Origin of the sequence: Methylosinus sp. Ce-a6 (genome assembly GCF_009811655.1) — a bacterium.
Taxonomy (GTDB): Bacteria; Pseudomonadota; Alphaproteobacteria; order Rhizobiales; family Beijerinckiaceae; genus Methylosinus.
Genome location: NZ_BGJX01000024.1, coordinates 31,798 through 52,113, shown reverse-complemented (window position 1 = coordinate 52,113; position 20,316 = coordinate 31,798). Strand labels below are relative to the sequence as shown.

Below are 20,316 nucleotides of genomic sequence, written 5' to 3'. Positions count from 1 at the left end.
CCCAGCCTGGTTCGAATCATCACCGGCCAGCTTGGCACAATGATGCCGTCGGGGGCCGTCCACCCATCAGGATGAGGAAAGCATCAGTCCGATCGCCCTGGAGAGGGTCGCAGGAAGCGCGCGAGCATCACCCTCCCCTTCAGGGAGAGGGGCGGCCGGCGAAGCCGGACGGGGTGGGGTGAATGCCCGAGACTCGGGGCGTCATATCCGCTCGAAGAAGCGATGACCGCCCCGTCCGTCATTGCGAGCGAAGCGAAGCAATCCAGTGCCGTGGGGCGGCTCTGGATTGCTTCGTCGCTCCGCTCCTCGCAATGACGACCATGCGGAATGCGAAGCATTCACACGGAAACCGTATCACCCCCTCCCGCTCGCCTTCGGCGATCGACCTCCCCCTCGAGGGGGAGGTGGATTCGCAGCAAATTAACCTTTGTCCCCTTGCATCCTTGCGCCGCCCCTTTCGGCCGGACGAAAGGCGATCTCGAAGCGATGACGCGCAGCAGAACGAGACGATGCCTCGCCTTTATCATCGTCTTCGCCGCCGCCGCGGGCCTCCTCTGGCCGCATGTCGCCGGCGCCGGGGCGATGGCGCTCGCTTTTGTCGGCGTGCTGCATCTCGCCGTGCTCGCCTATGAGGAGATCGCCTGGCCGCAATATAGCGAGGCGATGAGCCCGGAAGACTATGAGCATTTCTGCGCCGCCCTGCTGCGCGAGGCGAGATGGAGCGCCCGCGTCACGCGGGCGAGCGGCGATCAGGGCGTCGATATCGTCGCGGAAAAGCGCGGCCGACGGATCGTCGTCCAGTGCAAGAAATATTCGAAGCCGGTCGGCAACAGGGCCGTGCAGGAGATCGTCGCGGCCATCGCCCATGAGGACGCCGAGCGGGGGATCGTCGTCGCGCCGAAAGGCTATACGCCGAGCGCCGTGCGGCTCGCCGCCTCCAATGAGGTGCTGCTGCTGCATCATTCGGAGCTGACGACACTCGACCGGCGCCTCAGGCGGCCTCTTCTATCGGCGTGACGCTGACGCTCACATCGAGCTTCTGTTTTCCGGCGGCGAAGATCACGCCGTCGATCGGCGAGACATCGGCATAGTCGCGCCCTCGCGCGATCACGACATGATCGTTCATAGCCAGAATGGCGTTGGTCGGATCGACGCCGAGCCAGCCGAACGCGCGCCCGCACCAGACGGAAATCCAGGCGTGGGAGGCGTCGGCGCCTTCGAGCTTGGCGGCGCCCGGCGGCGGAATGGTGCGGATATAGCCGCTGACATAGGCCGCCGGCAGGCCGAGGCCGCGCAGGGCGGCGATCATGATATGGGTGAAATCCTGGCAGACGCCGCTGCGCTTGTCGAAGGCGCGCGCCAGCGGCATGGCGACATGGGTGGCGTTGGGATCGTAGATGAAATCGCGGTGGATGCGCCGCATCAGCTCGGCCGCGCCGGCGAGCATGGGACGGCCCGGCGGAAAGCTCTCGCGCGCATAGGCCGTCACCGGCTCGTAGAGCGGCGCGAGGCGGCTCGGAAAGACGAAATGCGCCGGCGCGTCGGGGCCGAGCGAGGGCGTCTCCAGAGCTTGCGTCCGCACGATCTCCCAAGGCGGGGTCAGCGCCTCTTCGGGCGGGTTCGCGCGCTCGACGCGCACACGCGCGCGCATCGCTATGCCGAGCTTCACATGCGGCGCGTCGAGCTGCGCCTCGGCGACGCGATTGCCGTAGAAATCGACGCGCTCGCGCCAGTCGCGCGGGCCCGGCGTGACGTCGATGCGGCCGAAGACGACGCGCTGGCCGGCGTCGTCGCGCGGCAACAGGCGCAGAGCGCAGCGCGCCGCGGCGACGGGCGCCTCGTAGCTATAGGTCGTCACATGGGTGATGTCGTAGATCACGCTAACCGGATCGGCTCTTCGAAATGCGCCGCGTTCGAGCCCTGCAGGAAGTAGCGGGCGGCGAGCGCATCCGCAAGGCTCATGAGCCGCTGCTCTATGGCGAAGATTTTCGTCGCGTCGAGCTCGGCGGCGTCCGCCACCTCGATCTCGGCGCGCAATTTCACCGCGAGGCGTCGCGGCGCCTCCAGCAGGCCGTCGTGACGCAAAGTCGGCAGAGCGGAGAGATGCTCCTCGATCTTCGCCACTTGAAAGCCGACGGAGCGGGGATTGTAGGGATCGAGCGCCGCCATATCGAGGACCGGCGCCAGCGCCGCGCCGGCGAGATAGCGCGAGCGATAGGCGATCTGCGAATCGATGAGCTCGAGCAGAGTGTCGAGACTGTCGATCGTCGCGCCCTCGTCGGCGAATTGGCGGGCGAAGCGGCAGGCGTTGATCGCCCGCTCGACGCGCTTGCCGAGATCGAGGAGGCGCCAGCCGGCGACGCGGTTGAAATTCTCGTCGATGAGGCCGGAGAGCGCCGCCAAGACATGCAGCGACTGCTCGACCCCCTCGAGAATCTCGGGCTCCGAGGCTTGGCCGGAGGAGAAATCGTCGAGGCGCGCCTCCAGCAGGCGGACGAGATGCCATATGTCCTGCGACAGACGCTCGCGCACGATCGAGGCGGCGTGTTTCGCCGCGCGTGCGATGGAGAGGGCGGAGCCCGCCGTCTCGGTTCCGCCGGCGGCGGCGAGAGCGAGCTCGGCCGCCGAAAGGCGCGGGTCGCGCATCGGCGCGGCGCCCCAGGCGAGCAGCAGCCGCTCCAGCCGCTCGATCGGCTGGCGGCCGCTGTAATTGGGCGCGTCCGCCTCGGTGAGGCGATTGCAGAGCGAGCGCACGAGCCGCAATGTCGCCTCGGCGCGCTCGAAATAGCGGCCCATCCAGAAGAGATTGTCGGCGGCGCGGCTCGGCAGGTCGCCGACCATGCGGACGATCTCTATGTCGTCGCTCGTCGGCAGCAGCGTCGAATTGTCGGTCGGCCGATCGCCGAGGACCCAGACATCGGCCGATTGCGCGCCCGCGCCCATGGAGATGGCGCGCACGTCGAGCCGATCCGACACGCGGCAGAAGCCGCCCGGCATCACCCGCCATCCATCCGCCGTGGCGGCGGCGAAGACGCGCAGCGCAAAAGGGCGCGGGACCAGCGCGCCATCCTGCCAGACCGGCGTCGTCGAGAGCTGCACGACCTCCTGGCCGACATAATCCATGCCGCGCGCGCGCATCGCCTCGCCGAGCCGGGCGCGTTCGCCCGCGTCGAATTCGGCGCCCAGCGCCACGCGGCGGCCGGGAAAGCCCGCGAGCTGCTCGCCGAAGGCCGGGGCGACGGCGCGATCCTCGAGCGAGGCGAGCACGGCGTCGCGGGCCTCGTCCTGGCCGCACCACCAGGTGGCGATATTGGCGAGGCGCAGATCCTCGCCGAGCAGCCGCCGCGCGATGGCCGGCAGGAAGGAGAGCAGCGCGCGCGATTCGATGAGGCCCGCGCCGGGCAAATTGGCGATGGTGACATTGCCCTCGCGGATCGCGTCGAGCAGGCCGGGCACGCCGAGCTGGGAGGCGGCGTTCAATTCCAGCGGGTCGCACCAATCGGCGTCGACGCGCCGCCAGACGACGTCGACGCGCTTCAGCCCGGCGATGGTGCGCACATGCAGCTTACGTTCGCTGGTGACGAGATCGGCGCCCTCGACGAGCAGAAAGCCGAGATAGCGCGCGAGGCTGACCTGCTCGGAATAGGTTTCGCTGAAGGGGCCCGGCGTCAGCAGGCAGATGCGCGGATCCTTCTGCTGCGCCGCCTTGGCGAGGGCGGCGCGGAAATCACGGAAGAAGGGCGCGAGCCGCTCGACCTTCATGTCGCGATAGAGGCGCGGGAAGGTGCGGGCCATCACCAGCCGATTCTCGAGAGCGTAGCCGGCGCCCGAAGGCGCCTGGGCGCGGTCGCCCAGCACCCACCAGCGCCCGTCCGGGCCGCGGCCGATCTCGGCGGCGTAGAAGCGCAGCCAGCGACCGCCCGGCGGCGTCGCGCCGCTCATGGGACGGATATAGTCGGGCGAGCCGGCGATGACCGCCGCCGGCAGCGCGCCTTCCTTCACGAGACGCTGCTCGCCATAGGCGTCGCGCAGCACCATGTCGAGCAGCTCGGCGCGCTGGGCGACGCCTGCGGCGATCTCCCGCCACTCGGCCTGCGGCAGCAGCAATGGCAGCCGGCTCAGGGGCCAGGTGCGCTCCTTGTTCTCGCCGAGCACGCGATAGGAGACGCCCATGTCCCTGATACGACGGCCGGCGGCGGCGAAGCGATCGTCTATGTCCTCGCGGCTCAGACCCCCGAGCGTGTCGAGCAGCGTCGCCCAATGGGCGCGCATACGTCCGTCCGGCCCGACGAGCTCGTCCGGCACGCCTTGCGGCGGCGCATAGCGGGCGATCCAGGCGGCGACGCGGCGCCTCGCCTCTCCCGTGCTCGCGTCGATCATCCGCTCAGCCGGCACAGCTCCTCCGCAGGTCCAAAGTCAGCGGGAATTCTCCCGCCGGCTCCTCGCGCGGCGGCCTCACCCTGCCGGGCGTATGGCCGTGATCCTGGAACCGCGCCAGCCTGCGAGCCTCCGCCTCATGCGAGTTTACCGGAAAGGAATCGTAGTTGCGACCGCCCGGATGCGCCGTGTGATAGACGCAGCCCCCTAACGAACGCTCGCTCCAACTGTCTATGACGTCGAAGGTCAGCGGCGAGTGATCGGGGATGGTCGGGTGGAGGCCCGACGCAGGCCGCCAGGCCTTGAAGCGCACGCCCGCGACCGCCTCCCCCGAGGCGCCGGCGCTGGTCATGGGCGCGCGGCGGCCGTTGCAGGCGATGACATGCCGGCCGGGAACGAAACCCTTGGCCTTCACCTCCACCCGCTCCACGGACGAATCGACGAAACGCGCCGTGCCGCCGGCGAAACCTTCCTCGCCCAGCACATGCCAGGGCTCCAGCGCCTGACGGATTTCGAGCTCCACCCCGCCATGCTCGACGCGGCCGGCGAGCGGGCAGCGGAATTCCTTCTGCGCCTCGAACCATTCCGGCTCGAAGGCGTAGCCCGCGCCCCGAAGATCGGCGAGCACGTCGAGGAAATCGCGCCAGATGAAATGCGGCAGCATGAAGCGGTCGTGCAGCGCCGTCCCCCATCGCACCAGGCCGCCCCTCTGCGGCTCGCGCCAGAACCAGGCGACGAGCGCGCGCAGCAGCAATTGCTGCGCGAGGCTCATGCGCGCGTCGGGCGGCATCTCGAAGCTGCGGAATTCGACGAGGCCGAGGCGGCCGGTCGGCCCGTCCGGCGAATAGAGCTTGTCGATGCAGATTTCGGCGCGATGCGTGTTGCCGGTGACGTCGACGAGCAGATTGCGGAACAGCCGGTCGACGAGCCAGGGCGGAAAGCCGGTCTCGCCCGCCTCGGGCGTATTGGCGAGGGCGATCTCGAGCTCATAGAGCGCATCGTGGCGCGCCTCGTCGACGCGCGGCGCCTGGCTGGTCGGGCCGATGAAGAGGCCCGAGAAGAGATAGGAGAGCGCCGGATGGCGCTGCCAATAGAGCACGAGGCTCTTCAATAGATCGGGCCGGCGCAGGAAGGGCGAATCGAAAGGCGTCCTGCCGCCGAGCACGACATGATTGCCGCCGCCCGAGCCGGTCTGGCGGCCGTCGATCAGGAATTTGTCGGCGGTGAGCCGCGCCTGCCGCGCGTCCTCATAGAGGCCGGTGGTCGTGGCCACGGCGTCGCGCCATGTGTCGCCCGGATGGATGTTCACCTCGATGACGCCGGGGTCCGGCGTCACCTTGATGACGTCGAGGCGCGGATCGACCGGCGGCGGATAACCCTCGATATGAATGGGGAGCGCCATCTCCTTGGCCGTCGCCTCCACCGCGGTCAGCAGCTCGAGATAATCTTCGAGCGTTTCGACCGGCGGCATGAAGACGCAGAGCGCGTCGTCGCGCGGCTCGACGGCGAGCGCCGTGCGCACCGCGCCCTCGACGATGAATTGCCCGCTCAACTCCTGGCGGTCGTCGAGCGCGCGGCTCTCATAGATTTGCAGGAGATTGGCGGGGTCCGGCAGCGGGCCGCGCGGCTCGGTCGGGTCCTGCGGACAGGAATAGGGATAGGCGCTCGGCGGAATCCAGGGCAGCGAGCTGATCGGCAGGCGCAGGCCGATCGGCGAATCGCCCGGCGCGAGGAACAGCCGTCCGCGCCGCAGCGGCCAGCGCTCGGAGACCCAGCGCCGCTCGGCGCGGGCGTTCCAGCGCTGCACGGGCAGCACATAGCCTACGGGATTGGCGAGTCCGCGCTCGAAGGCGCGCAACATGCGGGCGCGCTCCTCGGCGTCGTCGATCTTCGAATCGAGCGGATCGACATTGACGGGGAGCGAGCCCTCCTTCAGCAGCCAGTGGGCGGGGTCCTCATAGGCCGGGACCACATAGCGCCGCCCGAGCCCCAGACGCTCGGAGAGATCGACGACGAATTCCTCGCTCTGCTGCGCCGTCGGGATTTTCGCCGCGCCGATGCGCGAGACGAGCTCGGGATCGCGCCAGACCGGCCTGCCGTCCTTGCGCCAATAGATCGCGAAAGCCCAGCGCGGCAGGCTCTCGCCCGGATACCATTTGCCCTGCCCGTAGTGCAAAAAGCCGCCTGTGGCGAAACGCTCGTGCAGACGCCGCACGAGATCGTCGGCGCGGGCGCGCTTGGTGGGGCCGACGGCGGCGGTGTTCCATTCCGGCGATTGGAAATCGTCGATGGAGACGAAGGTCGGCTCGCCGCCCATGGTGAGGCGCACGTCCTGCGCCTGCAAATCCGCGTCGACCGTCTCGCCGAGCGCGTCGAGCCGCGCCCAGGACTCGTCCGAAAAAGGCGCGGTGATGCGCGGCGCCTCGCGAATGCGCTCGACGCGCATCTCGAAGCCGAACTCCACCTCCGCCGGCTCGACGAGGCCGGAGAGCGGCGCCGCCGAGCGATAATGCGGCGCGCTGCACAAGGGCAGATGGCCCTCGCCGCAAAAGAGTCCCGACGTCGCGTCGAGCCCGATCCAGCCGGCGCCGGGGATGTAGACCTCGGCCCAGGCGTGCAGATCGGTGAAGTCGTGATCGGTTCCCTTCGGCCCCTCGATCGGATCGACGTCGGCCTTCAATTGGATGAGATAGCCGGAGACGAAACGCGCCGCGAGCCCGAGGCTGCGCAATATCTGCACGAGCAGCCAGGCCGAATCGCGGCAGGAGCCGGCGCCGGCGGCGAGCGTCCCGTCCGGCGTCTGCACGCCGGGCTCCATGCGGATCACATAGCGAATGTCGCGCTGCAGACGCGCGTTGAGCTCGACGAGGAAGGGGACGATTCCCACCTCCTCGCGCGGACGCGCGCTGCCGATGAAGGCTTTCGTCAGCGGCCCCAGCTCCTCCGCCTCGAGGCAGGAGGCGAGCTCTGTCCGCAGCTCCTCTGGATAGGCGAAGGGGAATTTCTCCGCATAGGGCTCGACGAAAAAATCGAATGGATTATAGACGGCGATCTCCGCATGGAGATCGACCTCGACGCGGAATTCCTTCGCCTTCTCCGGGAAGACGAGGCGCGCCAGCCAATTGCCGTGCGGGTCCTGCTGCCAATTGATGAAATGGTTCGGCGGCGCGATCTTGAGCGAATAGCTCGGCACGCGGGTGCGGCAATGGGCCGCCGGCCGCAACCTTATCACCTGCGGCCCGAGCGCCACCGGCCGATCGTATTTGTAATGCGTGAGATGGTGGAGCGCGACCTTGATCGACACGGAGCTCTTCGCCTCGCCGGAGCGACGCCCGCAAGGGGGCGACGGGCGATTAGCTTATGCGCTCGCAGGCCTGTCAATCACATGCGCCGGAAAGCGCGGCGCATTGCCGGAAATTGCCGCATGACGCATGCGGGCGCGGCGGTTGGCGCCGAGCCTTTCGGCGCCCCTTTTCCGCGCTCACATGTCATTCGCGCCGGAGGGCGGCGGCGGCTCGTCCGAGAAGGCGACGCCCATGAACGCCGCCGACATCGTCGAGTGGCGTCCAGTTTCGGCGGACTGACGCGGCGCCGTCTTGATTTCTCCGAAGACGACGCATATAGATATCTTTATATCTAATCTGCGAAGCCCATGACCGACGCGAAATGACCGACGTGCGACACCCCCTTCCCCTCGAACCCGCTCTCGCCGCTCTCAATGCGGCGGGGGAGGAGACGCGGCTGCGCCTGCTCGGCCTGCTCGCCGAGACCGAGCTCACCGTGAGCGAGGCGGTCGCCATTCTCGGCCAGTCGCAACCGCGCGTCTCCCGCCATTTGAAGCTGCTCGTCGAGGCCGGCCTCGTCGAGCGGCGCCGCGAGGGCGCCTGGGCCTTCTTCCGCCTCGCCTCGGCCGATGTGCAGGGCGAGATCGCCCGCAGCGTCGTCTCCTGGCTCGACCCGCTCGACGCGCGCGTCGCCGGGGATCGCGCCCGTCTCGCCGAGGTGCGGCAGGCGCGCGCCGAGAACGCCGCCCGCTATTTCTCCGAACATGCGCGCGAATGGGACGCGATCCGCTCGCTCCATGTGCCCGAGGCGCAGGTCGAGGCCGCCATTCGCGAGGCGGTGGGCGAGGCGCCGCTACGCCGCCTGCTCGATCTCGGCGCCGGCACGGGCCGGATGCTGGAGCTCTTCGCGCCGCAGGCGGAACAGGCCGTGGGCGTCGATCTCTCCTCCGCCATGCTCGCCGTCGCGCGCGGCCGGCTGGAGAAAGCCGGCGCGCGCAATGTGCAGCTGCGCCAGGGCGACATGTATGCGCTCCCCATAGAGCGCAACAGCTGCGATCTCGTCATCGTGCATCAGGTTCTGCATTATCTCGACGATCCCGGCCGCGCGCTGCGCGAGGCGGCGCGCACGCTCGCCCCTGGCGGCCGATTGCTCGTCGTCGATTTCGCGCCGCATCGCGAGGAGACGCTGCGCGACGAACATGCGCATCGACGCCTCGGCTTTTCGGAGCAGGAGATCGTCTCTCTGCTCGAGCAGGCGGGCCTAGAGGCCTTGCAGCATCGCGACCTCGCGCCCGGCGCAGACGACGCCGCGAAACTCACCGTATCCCTGTGGTTGGCGCGCGATCCGCGCGTCATCGCCGATCCCCTTCCCCGAGCGAGCTACGAGACCGCCTGATGTCCGACAATCGCAGCCTGTGGCCGCCGGGCCATTTCGATATCTCCTACGAGTTCTTCCCGCCGAAGACGCCGGAGATGGAGGTCCAGCTCTGGGATTCGATCGCGCGCCTCGCGCCCTTGAAGCCCAAATTCGTCTCCGTCACCTATGGCGCGGGCGGCTCAACGCGCGAGCGCACGCATAATATCGTCGCGCGTCTCGCCGCCGAGACCGACATTCTCCCCGCCGCGCATCTGACCTGCGTCTCCGCCTCGCGCGAAGAGATCGACGAGATCGTGCGCGGCTATCGGGACGCCGGCGTGCGCCACATCGTCGCGCTGCGCGGCGATCCGCCGACCGGCGTCGGCACGAGATTCGAGCCGCATCCTCGAGGCTATCGCAGCTCCACCGAGCTCGTGCGCGGCATTCGCGCGATCGGCGATTTCGAGATATCCGTCTCCACCTATCCGGAAGGCCATCCCGAGAGCCGCACGATCGACGACGATCTCGACGCGCTGCAATCGAAGATCGACGCCGGCGCGACGCGCGCGATCACGCAGTTCTTCTTCGAGAACGACGTCTATTTCCGCTTTCTCGACAAAGCGCGCGCGCGGGGCATTACGATTCCGATCGTGCCCGGCATCATGCCGGTGCAGAATTTCAAGCAGACGGCGAACTTCGCGCGCAAGGCGGGCGCGAGCGTGCCCGACTGGCTCGCCCATCGCTTCGAAGGATTGGACGACGATCCGGTCACGCGCCGTCTCATCGCCGCCGCCGTCGCGGCGGAGCAGGTGCTCGGTCTCGCCGAGAATGGCGTGAAGGAATTCCACTTCTACACCAATAATCGCGCCGACCTCGTCTTCGCGATCTGCCATCTTCTGGGCGTGCGCCCCGTCACCGAGAAAGCCGCAGCATGAGCTTCGACAAGAACCACGGACCGAAGATTCTCGCAGCGCTGGAAAAAGCGGCGAGCGAGCGCATTCTCGTCCTCGACGGCGCCATGGGCACGATGATCCAACGCCACAAATTCACGGAAGAAGATTTCCGCGGCGCGCGCTTCGAGGATCATCCGAAAGATCTGCGCGGCGACAATGATCTGCTGACGCTGACGCAGCCGGACGCGATCAAGGCCATCCATCGCGCCTATCTCGAGGCCGGCGCCGACATCATCGAGACCAACACTTTTTCTTGCACCTCCATCGCCCAGGCCGATTACGGCCTCGAGCATATCGTCTATGAGCTCAATCTGGAGGGCGCGCGCCTCGCGCGCGCGGCATCGGACGAAGTCGCGCGCGAGACGGGCGTTCCGCGTTTCGTCGCCGGCTCCATAGGCCCGACCAATCGCACCGCGTCGATCTCGCCGGACGTCTCCAATCCAGGCTTTCGCGCCGTCACTTTCGACGATTTGCGCGCCGCCTATCACGAGGCCGCGCTCGGCCTATTGGAGGGCGGCGCCGATATTCTGCTCATCGAGACGATCTTCGACACGCTGAACGCCAAAGCCGCGATCTATGCGGTGGAGGACGCTTTCGAGAAGCTCGGCACACGCTTCCCCGTCATGATCTCGGGAACGATCACCGATCTTTCCGGCCGCACGCTCTCCGGCCAGACGGCGGCCGCCTTCTGGAACTCGATCGCGCACGCAAAACCCTTCTCGATCGGCTTCAATTGCGCGCTCGGCGCGCGCGAGATGCGCCAGCATATCGCCGAGGTCGCGCGCATCGCCGACACGCGCGTCTGCGCCTTCCCCAATGCGGGCCTCCCCAATGAATTCGGCCTCTATGACGAGAGCCCCGAATATATGGCCGAGCTCGTCGGCGAATTCGCCAAGGCCGGCCTCGTCAATGTGGTCGGCGGCTGCTGCGGCACGACGCCGCCGCATATCGCCGCCATCGCCGGCGCCATGAAGGGCGTCGCGCCGCGCGTCATTCCGCAGGTTCCCCCGCTGCTGCGCCTCTCCGGCCTCGAGCCTTTCACGCTGACCAAGGATATTCCCTTCGTCAATGTCGGCGAGCGCACCAATGTCACGGGCTCGGCCAAGTTCCGCAAGCTCATCACCGCCGGCGATTACGCCGCGGCGCTGGATGTGGCGCGCGACCAGGTCGCCAATGGCGCGCAGGTCATCGACATCAATATGGACGAGGGCCTGCTCGATTCGAAAAAGGCGATGGTCGAATTCTTGAATCTGCTCGCCGCCGAGCCCGACATCGCCCGCGTGCCGGTGATGGTCGATTCGTCGAAATTCGAGGTGATCGAGGCGGGGCTACAATGTCTGCAGGGCAAGGGCGTCGTCAACTCCATCTCGCTGAAGGAAGGCGAGGAGAAATTCATCGAGGCGGCGACCAAGGTGAGGCGCTATGGCGCCGCCGTCGTCGTGATGGCCTTCGACGAGGCGGGACAGGCCGACACTTTCGCGCGCAAGGTGGAAATCTCCGGCCGCGCCTATGAGATTCTCGTCGAGGAAGTCGGCTTCCCGCCGCAGGACATCATCTTCGACCCCAACATTTTCGCCGTGGCGACCGGCATAGAAGAGCACGCCAATTATGGCGTCGACTTCATCGACGCGGCGCGCGCGATCAAGACGACGCTGCCGCACGCGCATGTGTCGGGCGGCGTGTCCAACCTCTCCTTTTCCTTCCGCGGCAATGAGCCGGTGCGCGAGGCGATGCATTCCGTCTTCCTCTATCACGCCATTGCGGCGGGGATGGATATGGGCATCGTCAACGCCGGCCAGCTCGCTGTCTATGAGAAGATCGATCCCGAGCTGCGCGAAGCCTGCGAAGATGTGGTGCTGAACCGCCGGCCGGACGCGACCGAGCGCCTCGTCGAGATCGCCGAGCGCTTCAAAGGCGCGGGCGCGAAAGCGGCGGAGAAGGACGCCGCCTGGCGCGAGGCGAGCGTCGAGAAGCGGCTCGAATATGCGCTCGTCAATGGCGTCGCCGATTATGTGGAGCAGGATGTCGAGGAGGCCCGGCTCGCGAGCGCGCGGCCGCTCGACGTCATCGAAGGCCCGCTGATGGCCGGCATGAATGTCGTCGGCGATCTCTTCGGCCAAGGAAAAATGTTTCTGCCGCAGGTGGTCAAATCCGCGCGCGTGATGAAGCAGGCGGTCGCGCATCTTCTGCCGTATATGGAGGCGAACAAGGAGAGCCGCTCCACCGCCGGCAAGATATTGCTGGCGACGGTGAAGGGCGACGTTCACGACATCGGCAAGAATATCGTCGGCGTGGTGCTCGGCTGCAATAATTTCGAGATCATCGATCTCGGCGTGATGGTTCCGACCGCCAAGATTCTGGAGACCGCGAAGGCCGAGAATGTCGACATCATCGGCCTCTCGGGCCTCATCACGCCCTCGCTCGACGAAATGTGCTTCGTCGCATCAGAGCTCGAGCGCGAAGGTTTTTCGGCGCCGCTGCTCATCGGCGGCGCGACGACGAGCCGCGTGCATACGGCGGTGAAGATCAGCCCGAATTACAGCAAGGGCCAAGCGGTGTATGTGACCGACGCCTCGCGCGCCGTGGGCGTCGCGCAGGCGCTGATGTCGCAGTCTTCTCGCGCCGATTATGTCGCCAAGACGCGCGAGGAATATGTGAAGGTCGCCGAGGCCCATGCGCGCGCGCAGGCCGACAAGCAGCGCGTCTCGCTCGCCGCCGCGCGCGCCAATGCGCCGAAGATCGACTGGGGCGCCTATGAGCCGGCAAAGCCCGGCTTCCTCGGCGCGCGCGTCTTCGCGTCCTATGATGTGGCGGAGCTCGTTCCCTATATCGATTGGACGCCCTTCTTCCAGACCTGGGAGTTCAAGGGCCGCTATCCGGCGCTGCTCGTCGATCCCGAGCGCGGCGCGGCGGCGCGGCAATTGCTCGACGATGCGCAGGCGATGCTCGCGCGCATCGTGGAGGAGCGTTGGTTCAATCCCAAGGCCGTCATCGGCTTCTGGCCGGCGAACGCCGTCGGCGACGATATCGCGCTCTATACGGGCGAGGGCCGCGTCGAAAGGCTCGCGACGCTGCACACGCTGCGTCAGCAGCTGACGCGCCGAGACGGCAAGCCCAATGTCGCGCTCTCCGATTTCGTGGCTCCGGAGGGCTCGGGCAAGGCGGATTACATCGGCGCCTTCGTCGTCACCGCCGGCGCGCAGGAGGCGAAGATCGCCGAGCGCTTCGCCCGCGCCAATGACGATTATGGGGCGATCATGGTGAAGGCGCTGGCCGATCGTGTGGCGGAGGCCTTCGCCGAGCGCATGCATGAGCGCGTGCGCCGCGAATTCTGGGGCTATGCTGCGGATGAGACGCTCACGCCGGAGCAGATCATCGCCGAGGAATACCGCGGCATTCGCCCGGCGCCGGGCTATCCGGCGCAGCCCGACCATACGGAGAAGGAAACGATCTTCGGCCTGCTGGAGGCGACGAAGCGCACCGGCGTCGCGCTGACGGAGAGCTACGCCATGACGCCGGCCTCATCGGTCAGCGGGCTCTATTTCGCGCATCCATCGGCGCATTATTTCGGCGTCGCCAAAGTGGAGCGCGATCAGGTCGAGGATTACGCCGCCCGCAAGGGCGTCTCCGTCGCCGAGATCGAGCGCTGGCTCGCGCCCGTGCTCAATTACGAGACGCGCGTCGCCGAGCCGGCGGAGTGAGGCGAGGCTGAAGCTTCGATCAGAAATCGAAGCCCCCGCCTTTGTCCGAGTTCTCGCGGGCGCTGGGCGCGCTCGTCATGAGCCAGACATCGACGCGGCGATCGGAAGGAGCCCCGAGTCGCCGCGTCGCTTGCGCGACGTCCCCGAGCGGCGGCGTGACACGGGGACCGGAGACCAGTGGAATAACATTGCTTTGATCGGGAGCCTTTTCGCCCTTCTTCCAACAATCGCCGTCGAGACGCGATTTCACGGCCTCCACACGCGCCCGCGCGAGGCCCGTATTGGCTTCGTAACGCGCTTTCGTCTCCCCCGACAGAGGAAGTCGGTCGGTCGCGCCGACAATCAAAACGATCCCCGCCCCATCCTGCGGCGTGGCGTTTCGCCATCGCTCACAGATGCTCGCCAGCTCGCGTTCGGCGGCGCGTAACGCGTCCTCGTCGAAGCCTTCGAAATCGAGTGACGCGCGACCTTTTTTGAAATTCGCGACCGCGCCGAGCCGAATGGAGACGAAGCGATCTCCCGCCTTCGCCTCGACGGCGCCGCGCGATTCGAATTGCGCTTTGATGAGGTTTTCGAAGTTCGCCTTCAGAAAACTATCGACCTTCAAATTTTTCACGACCGCCGCCTGAATGCCGCCCGCCATCACGAATAGCGCAAAGCCGGCGGTCGTCGGCGCGACGCCTCTGCGCAATCCGATGAGGATGCTTCCCGACAAAATCGATACGAGCGTCAGCGCGAAGGATGCGTCGAAATCATAAGGGTCGCCGGAGAGCGGCGAGGTCCGCTGAATGCATTCGACAGAGGGGCGTCGAAGATTTTCGATCGGGGGGTTGTTGCCCGAAGGCGGTCTCACAGGCGCGACGGCGACGAGCACGAGAAGAACGACGAGGCCGACGAGAAGCGGAACCGCGGCCTGAAAATCGAGCGCCGGCCAGAAATCTTCGAGTTGTACCGAGCCCAGTGAATCATAGAGTTTCCACTCATGCGATTCTGGATCCTCGCGCGCCGTCGCCGCCAAGCTCGCCTCTATGGCCGCCACCCGCTTGGCGGCCTTCACAACCACCGCCCTGTGGTAGAGCAGCCAAATCATAAAGGCGGCATAGACTATAATCGCGAGCACGACGAATTCGACTCGGTCGACGGTCACGAATCGAGAGTAGATTGCGGCGGCGGAACCTGCAACGACCGCTCCGAAAAATCCCTTTACACGAAACGCCAGATTCTCATGCCTCGCGATGATGCTTTGAAGAATCCTTATTTCTTCGATTGCTGCGCTCTTGCGATCCATGCGCGTCGCTCGCTCATCAATTTACGATAAATCACAATATGTCGATTGTGAACTAAATACCGAATTTGAATATAATGAAAGATATTTGTTGCAAAAACAGCGCCCGCCTCTCCCCGAAAAAAGAGAAAATGGCGGCGCTGTTGAAGAGTTATCGGAACGCCGCTCGGGCGCCGGGCGCGAGGCTCGAACGGCGCGTCAGCCGCCGAGCGCCGCCTTGACGGCCGCGCTCGCCTTGCCGAAGTCGATGCGGCCCGTATATTTCGCCTTGAGCGCGGCGACGACCTTGCCCATATCCTTGATCGAGGCGGCGCCGGTCTCGGCGATGGCCGCCTTTATCGCCTCGGCGACCTCGGCCTCGGAAAGCTGCTGGGGCAGGTAGTCCGAGATCACGGCGATCTCGGCGCGCTCCTTCTCGGCGAGCTCGGGACGGCCGCCCTTCTCGTAGATTTCCGCCGATTCCTGGCGGCTCTTCACCATTTTCTGCAGCAGAGCGAGAATATCGTCGTCGGTCAGCGTCTTGCCGGTGGCGCGCGCCTCTATGTCGCGATCCTTGAGCCCCGCGGTGATCATGCGGATCGTCTCGACCTTCTGCTTCTCGCCGCTCTTCATCGCCGCCTTGAGGTCGGCCGTGAAACGTTCGCGCATTGTATTTCCACTTCGCAGTGAAATGTTCTAGACGTGCTTGCGATCCGAAGGGATCGCGGCGGTCTAGATTTTTCGAGGGATGGCGGGCGCCCGATGGCGGCGCGCCGGCGGATGAGGGTGAGGCATAGAGCGCGGATGAGCCCGGATCAAGACGAAGCGACGGGTTGGACGGTTCCGGTCCACACGGGGGTTCTGGTTCTTGCGAGCGGCGAGGCGATTTCCGGCTTCGGCTTCGGCGCGACGGGCGCGGCCGTCGGCGAGGTCTGCTTCAACACGGCCATGACCGGCTATCAGGAGATTCTCACCGATCCCTCCTATGCCGGGCAGATCGTCACCTTCACTTTTCCGCATATCGGCAATGTCGGCGTCAATGACGAGGATGTCGAGACCGTCGATCTCGAGAGCCGCTCGGGTGTGCGCGGCGTCATCGTGGCCGCGCCCTCTGGCGATCCGTCCAATTATCGCGCGCTGCGCCCGCTCGGCGAATGGCTCGCCGCGCGCGGGATCATCGGGCTCAGCGGCATAGACACGCGCGCGCTGACGACGCTGATCCGCGAGAAGGGAATGCAGAACGCCGTCATCGCCCACGCGCCGGACGGCGTCTTCGATCTCGCGGCGCTGCGCGCCGAGGCCGCCGCCTGGCCGGGCATAGACGGCATGGACCTCGTGCCCTCCGTCACCGCGCCGGCGCGCTATGAGTGGGATGAGACCGTCTGGCGGCAGGCCGCGGGCTATGGCAAGCGCGACGGGGCCAAATTCCGCGTCGTCGCCGTGGATTATGGCGTCAAGCGCAATATTCTGCGGCTGCTGGCGGAGGCCGGCTGCGAGGTGATCGTCGTGCCGGCGACGACGAGCGCGAAGGACATTCTCGCCCTTTCGCCGGATGGCGTGTTCCTCTCCAATGGTCCCGGCGATCCGGCCGAGACCGGCAAATACGCCGTGCCGACGATCCGCGAGCTCTTGGAGCGCAAGGTCCCCACTTTCGGCATCTGTCTCGGCCATCAGATGATGGCGCTCGCCGTCGGCGCGAGGACGACGAAAATGCCGCAGGGCCATCACGGCGCCAATCATCCGGTGAAGGATTTCACTACCGGAAAGGTGGAGATCGTCTCGATGAACCATGGCTTCGCCGTGGATCGCGACAGCCTGCCGGCCAATGTCACGGAGACGCATCGCTCACTGTTCGACGGCTCCAATTGCGGCATTGCCCTGGCCGACCGCCCGGCCTTCTCGGTGCAGCACCACCCGGAGGCATCGCCCGGCCCGCAGGACAGCCATTATCTCTTCGCGCGCTTCGTCGACATGATGGAGAAGGCGCGGGCGTGAGCCGCGCGCCTCATTTCTCCTTGCGCGACATCGCCTCGTAATAGGCGCGCAGCACCGCATTCATGCGGGTCAGATGACCGGCTCCCTGCGCCTTGAACCAGTCGAGCACGTCGGCGTCGATGCGCAAATGCACCGACGCCTTGCGCTCCCGAGGCCGCACGCGCGTCGCGCGCGCCCAGAACTCCTCGCCGAGCTCGCCGGCCTCGGGCGCGTCGGCTCTCGTTTTCGACAAGCCTTTCGCCCGCGCGGCCTCAATCTCGGCGAGAGAGAATCTCTTGATAGAAGCGTTCCCTGTCACGGCGGCTAGCTTTCTGCGCGCTGATGATGCGGATCACATCGACACGCATCGTGTAGACCACTCGATAGACGGCGCCGTCGGCATGTCCGATCGCGATCCAGCGTTCCTCGCCATAGTCCTCGCTATCGTCCATGATTTCGAACGTGTCATTCGCGAAAATCGCGGCGACGTCCAGAAAATCCACGCCATGCTTGCGAATGTTCGACTGACGTTTGGACTCGTCCCACTCGAATTCCATTTCGATGATGCTCAATTGTGTACACGAAACGTGTTAACATGCAAGCATTCGATCTTATCGCCGTCAAGCTCGCGGTCACCCGCCTCACCCCAGCGCGATCGCCGACACCAGCCGCCCGTAATCTTGCTCCCTGCGATGCACGCTGCGGCGATAGCTGAAGCAGCGCGTCTCATCCACATAAGTGTCGATGCGCAAATTCTCGAAAGAGGCGACATTTGCCGCTTCGACGCGCCGCGCGATGAAGCCCGGCAGATCGAACATGGAATGACCCTCGCGCGTCGAGGGCGCGAAGAAAGGCGCGAAACCGGCGTCCTCCGTGAGGAATCGCTCGACGAACTCTCCGCCTACCTCGTAGCTCTCACGCCCGATCGCCGGCCCCAGCGCGACATGAATATCCGCGCGCCGCGCGCCGCGCGCCTCCATGACCTCAACCGTCGCCTCGACCATGCCAAAGAGCGCGCCCTTCCATCCCGCGTGGCAGGCGCCGACAACCCCGGCGCTTGCGTCGGCAAAGAGCAGCATGCCGCAATCGGCGCCGGTGACGCCGAGCGCGAGCCCTTCGACATCGGTGACGAGCCCGTCGCAGCGCGGCCGCTCGGCCTCGCCCCAAGGCGCGGCGACATAGAGCGCGTCGCGCGAATGGATCTGATAGGGAACGAGCAGCCGATGCATCTCCGCGCCGAGGCTCCGCGCCATGCGGGCGCGATTCTCGGCGACGCGCGCGGACTCGTCGCTGGAGCCGACGCCGCCATTGAGCGAGGCGTAGACGCCCTCCGACACACCGCCAGCGCGCGTGAAGAATGCGTGACGCACGCCGGGCAGAGCGAGATTGCCGGCGGCGAGCGCGACGAGCGCGTCGGTCATTGGAAAAAACCCGGAAGCGGCGGCATGTCGGGATGAGTCACGGCGATGACCTTGAACAATTCGCCCATATTGCGCTTTGGATCGCCGGCGCCGGTCAAGCGCTCGAGCGCGACGTCGATCTCGCCGCGCTGCTCCGGCGTCGCGCGTTTCTTCAAAGCATCGGCGCGCTCGATAACGCCGAGCTGCTTCAAGAAATCGCCTTGCGTCGTTGGCCCCAACACTTTCGCGCCGGCCGCCGTCGCCGCGCGCGCGAGCGCGGCGAAATCGACATGGGAGGTAAGATCGGCTTCTCCCGGCGCCTCCAGCGGATCGACATAGGCGTGATGCGCGACGGCCTGCAATGTCTCGCCCAGCGCCGTCTGCGTGTAGCCGTAATCGACGACGAGCATCGCCCCGCCCTGCGCGACGAGACGCGCGGCGATGTCGCGCATGATCCGCGCGCCGATCGCGCCGATCTCGATGATCGAGCCTTCCGGCGCCGCCACGGTGAGATCGGCCTCTATGCGCTCGCCGACGCCGAAGGCGAGAGCGCCGCTCTCGTCCAGGCCGACGAGCCGCTCGCTCCAGCCGCGCTCTGTCTGCACGAAATGCCGCACTGGCAGCGCGTCGAAAAATTCATTGGCGATGACGATCGCCGGCCCGTCCGGAACCTGTGAGACATTCGCGCTCCAGGAGACGGGCGCCTCGGCCGCGGCGAGCGTTTGTCGCTGCCGCGCCTCGAGCAGCGGACTCGTCTCCACGAGATGCACGTCCAAGGCGCTGAGAAAATCCGGCGCGATGCGCGCGACGCGCAGAGCGTCGGACATCAGCGTGCCGCGCCCCGGCCCGAGCTCGACGAGGCGCAGCGGCGCCGGCGAGCCGGCCGCGCGCCAGGCCTCCTGCGCCCACAGGCCGACGAGCTCGCCGAACATCTGGCTGATCTCCGGCGCGGTGATGAAATCGCCGCTTGCGCCGAAGGGATCGCGCGTCATGTAATAGCCCTTGGTCGGATGCGACAGGGCGAGCGTCATGTAACGCTCGAGCGTGATCGGCCCCTCCTGCGCGACGAGCTCGGCGATATCTTCGCGCAATGCGCTCATGCTTCGACTCTCTGCGGACGCAGCGCGTAGAGGATCAGCGCCGCGCCGACGAGGACCATGGGCGCCGACAGCGCCATGCCCATTGTGAGGCCATTGTCCAGCGCCTCCGAATGATCGGGCTCGCGGAAGAATTCGCTGACGATGCGCGCGACGCCATAGCCCGCGCCGAAGAGGCCGGTGGCGAGGCCCGGACGCTTCAGCGCGCCGCGCTGCACGGCGATGGCCAGCAGAATATAGAGCGCGAGACCCTCGAGGCCCGCCTCATAGAGCTGGCTCGGATGGCGCGGCGCGTCGCCGGCGCCGGGAAACACCATGGCCCAGGGGACGTCGCTCTCGCGGCCCCACATCTCCGGCTTGATGAAATTGGCGAGGCGGCCGAAGAAAATGCCGATCGGCGCGACACTCGCGCAAATGTCGCTGATGGTGAGCGCGAGGATTTTCTCACGCCAGGCGAAGAAGGTCATGCCGACAATGGCGCCGATGAGCCCGCCGTGAAAGGCCATGCCGCCCTTCCAGGTCTTCACGATCTCTTCCGGATGGGCGAAATAGAAGGCGCGCTCATAAAAGAGCACATGGCCGAGCCTGCCGCCGATGATGACGCCGAGCGCGACATAGACGAGCAGATCGTCGAGACTCTCTCGCGAGGGATGCGGAGTCTTTCCCCACAAATAGTCGCGGGACGCCAGACGACGCGCATAGAGCCAGCCGAGCGCGAGCCCGGCGATATAGGCGAGCGCATACCAGCGGATGGGCAGCGGCCCGATCTCGACGAGAACCGGGTCGATCACCGGAAAGGGAAGCGCGAGAATAGGCATGGCGACTCACGGTTGCAGCGAGAGGCCGCGAGCTTAGCGCGCGATGGCGCGTCTGTCATGACCGCATCATTTCGCCTCGAACGGCGCGCGA

At 66.5% G+C, this 20,316-nt stretch carries 15 protein-coding genes; 5 read left to right on the top strand and 10 right to left on the bottom strand.

Annotated features, from left to right (window positions below; genetic code table 11):
• Positions 1-486: 486 nt before the first annotated feature.
• On the top strand, positions 487-1,017 hold the full coding sequence (locus Mspo_RS14515) for a restriction endonuclease (protein WP_159730935.1): 531 nt from the start codon (positions 487-489) through the stop codon (positions 1,015-1,017).
• Here Mspo_RS14515 and Mspo_RS14510 read toward each other — a convergent pair.
• From Mspo_RS14510 to Mspo_RS14500, 3 genes are read right to left on the bottom strand one after another with little or no spacing between them, the layout of a single operon-like run.
• Complete coding sequence (locus Mspo_RS14510) at positions 992-1,879, bottom strand: transglutaminase family protein (RefSeq protein ID WP_159730933.1); 888 nt, start codon at positions 1,877-1,879, stop codon at positions 992-994. The two genes, Mspo_RS14515 and Mspo_RS14510, sit on opposite strands and share 26 nt — an antisense overlap.
• Positions 1,876-4,380, bottom strand: coding sequence for a circularly permuted type 2 ATP-grasp protein (locus Mspo_RS14505; protein WP_244613459.1), 2,505 nt, complete (start codon positions 4,378-4,380; stop codon positions 1,876-1,878). Before Mspo_RS14505 ends, Mspo_RS14510 begins: the two co-directional genes overlap by 4 nt.
• 4 nt (positions 4,381-4,384) lie before the next feature.
• Positions 4,385-7,681 carry a DUF2126 domain-containing protein gene (locus Mspo_RS14500; protein ID WP_159730929.1) on the bottom strand — a complete coding sequence of 1,099 codons (3,297 nt, stop codon included), beginning with the start codon at positions 7,679-7,681 and terminating at the stop codon, positions 4,385-4,387.
• Between the two features lie 362 nt (positions 7,682-8,043).
• Between Mspo_RS14500 and Mspo_RS14495 the strand changes: the two genes are divergently transcribed.
• From Mspo_RS14495 to metH, 3 genes are read left to right on the top strand one after another with little or no spacing between them, the layout of a single operon-like run.
• Positions 8,044-9,057, top strand: a complete 1,014-nt coding sequence (locus Mspo_RS14495) for a metalloregulator ArsR/SmtB family transcription factor (RefSeq protein ID WP_159730927.1) — start codon at positions 8,044-8,046, stop codon at positions 9,055-9,057.
• Entirely contained in the window at positions 9,057-9,953 is an 897-nt protein-coding gene (gene metF / locus Mspo_RS14490; protein ID WP_159730925.1) for a methylenetetrahydrofolate reductase [NAD(P)H], read from the top strand. The genes Mspo_RS14495 and metF overlap by 1 nt, the downstream gene beginning before the upstream one ends.
• Complete coding sequence (gene metH, locus Mspo_RS14485; RefSeq protein WP_159730923.1) at positions 9,950-13,672, top strand: methionine synthase; 3,723 nt, start codon at positions 9,950-9,952, stop codon at positions 13,670-13,672. The genes metF and metH overlap by 4 nt, the downstream gene beginning before the upstream one ends.
• A gap of 19 nt (positions 13,673-13,691) precedes the next feature.
• Here metH and Mspo_RS14480 read toward each other — a convergent pair whose 3' ends face one another.
• Both Mspo_RS14480 and Mspo_RS14475 read right to left on the bottom strand, forming a co-directional pair.
• Complete coding sequence (locus Mspo_RS14480) at positions 13,692-14,792, bottom strand: hypothetical protein (RefSeq protein ID WP_159730921.1); 1,101 nt, start codon at positions 14,790-14,792, stop codon at positions 13,692-13,694.
• 363 nt (positions 14,793-15,155) lie between these two features.
• Entirely contained in the window at positions 15,156-15,605 is a 450-nt protein-coding gene (locus Mspo_RS14475; protein WP_159730919.1) for a GatB/YqeY domain-containing protein, read from the bottom strand.
• A gap of 135 nt (positions 15,606-15,740) precedes the next feature.
• On the opposite strand from Mspo_RS14475, the gene carA reads away from it, so the two are divergent.
• Positions 15,741-16,931, top strand: coding sequence for a glutamine-hydrolyzing carbamoyl-phosphate synthase small subunit (gene carA / locus Mspo_RS14470; RefSeq protein WP_159730917.1), 1,191 nt, complete (start codon positions 15,741-15,743; stop codon positions 16,929-16,931).
• Positions 16,932-16,941: 10 nt separating this feature from the next.
• Here the strand turns inward: carA and Mspo_RS14465 are convergent, their stop codons facing one another.
• The 5 genes from Mspo_RS14465 to lgt all read right to left on the bottom strand — a co-directional run bounded on the left by Mspo_RS14465 (position 16,942) and on the right by lgt (position 20,225).
• Complete coding sequence (locus Mspo_RS14465) at positions 16,942-17,163, bottom strand: BrnA antitoxin family protein (RefSeq protein ID WP_244613458.1); 222 nt, start codon at positions 17,161-17,163, stop codon at positions 16,942-16,944.
• 19 nt (positions 17,164-17,182) lie between these two features.
• Complete coding sequence (locus Mspo_RS14460) at positions 17,183-17,482, bottom strand: BrnT family toxin (protein WP_244613457.1); 300 nt, start codon at positions 17,480-17,482, stop codon at positions 17,183-17,185.
• Between the two features lie 69 nt (positions 17,483-17,551).
• Complete coding sequence (locus Mspo_RS14455; protein WP_159730913.1) at positions 17,552-18,331, bottom strand: polyphenol oxidase family protein; 780 nt, start codon at positions 18,329-18,331, stop codon at positions 17,552-17,554.
• Positions 18,328-19,410, bottom strand: coding sequence for a class I SAM-dependent methyltransferase (locus tag Mspo_RS14450; RefSeq protein ID WP_159730911.1), 1,083 nt, complete (start codon positions 19,408-19,410; stop codon positions 18,328-18,330). The genes Mspo_RS14455 and Mspo_RS14450 overlap by 4 nt, the downstream gene beginning before the upstream one ends.
• Positions 19,407-20,225, bottom strand: coding sequence for a prolipoprotein diacylglyceryl transferase (gene lgt / locus Mspo_RS14445; protein ID WP_159730909.1), 819 nt, complete (start codon positions 20,223-20,225; stop codon positions 19,407-19,409). The genes Mspo_RS14450 and lgt overlap by 4 nt, the downstream gene beginning before the upstream one ends.
• Positions 20,226-20,316 lie beyond the last annotated feature (91 nt).

Excerpts from the sequence above, each read along its gene's own strand:
- Mspo_RS14475 (WP_159730919.1), bottom strand. The coding sequence starts at position 15,605 with ATGCGCGAACGTTTCACGGCCGACCTCAAGGCGGCGATGAAGAGCGGC.
- lgt (WP_159730909.1), bottom strand. The coding sequence starts at position 20,225 with ATGCCTATTCTCGCGCTTCCCTTTCCGGTGATCGACCCGGTTCTCGTC.
- carA (WP_159730917.1), top strand. The coding sequence starts at position 15,741 with ATGAGCCCGGATCAAGACGAAGCGACGGGTTGGACGGTTCCGGTCCAC.
- metF (WP_159730925.1), top strand. The coding sequence starts at position 9,057 with ATGTCCGACAATCGCAGCCTGTGGCCGCCGGGCCATTTCGATATCTCC.
- Mspo_RS14505 (WP_244613459.1), bottom strand. The coding sequence starts at position 4,380 with ATGATCGACGCGAGCACGGGAGAGGCGAGGCGCCGCGTCGCCGCCTGG.
- Mspo_RS14495 (WP_159730927.1), top strand. The coding sequence starts at position 8,044 with ATGACCGACGTGCGACACCCCCTTCCCCTCGAACCCGCTCTCGCCGCT.
- Mspo_RS14455 (WP_159730913.1), bottom strand. The coding sequence starts at position 18,331 with ATGACCGACGCGCTCGTCGCGCTCGCCGCCGGCAATCTCGCTCTGCCC.
- Mspo_RS14515 (WP_159730935.1), top strand. The coding sequence starts at position 487 with ATGACGCGCAGCAGAACGAGACGATGCCTCGCCTTTATCATCGTCTTC.
- metH (WP_159730923.1), top strand. The coding sequence starts at position 9,950 with ATGAGCTTCGACAAGAACCACGGACCGAAGATTCTCGCAGCGCTGGAA.
- Mspo_RS14450 (WP_159730911.1), bottom strand. The coding sequence starts at position 19,410 with ATGAGCGCATTGCGCGAAGATATCGCCGAGCTCGTCGCGCAGGAGGGG.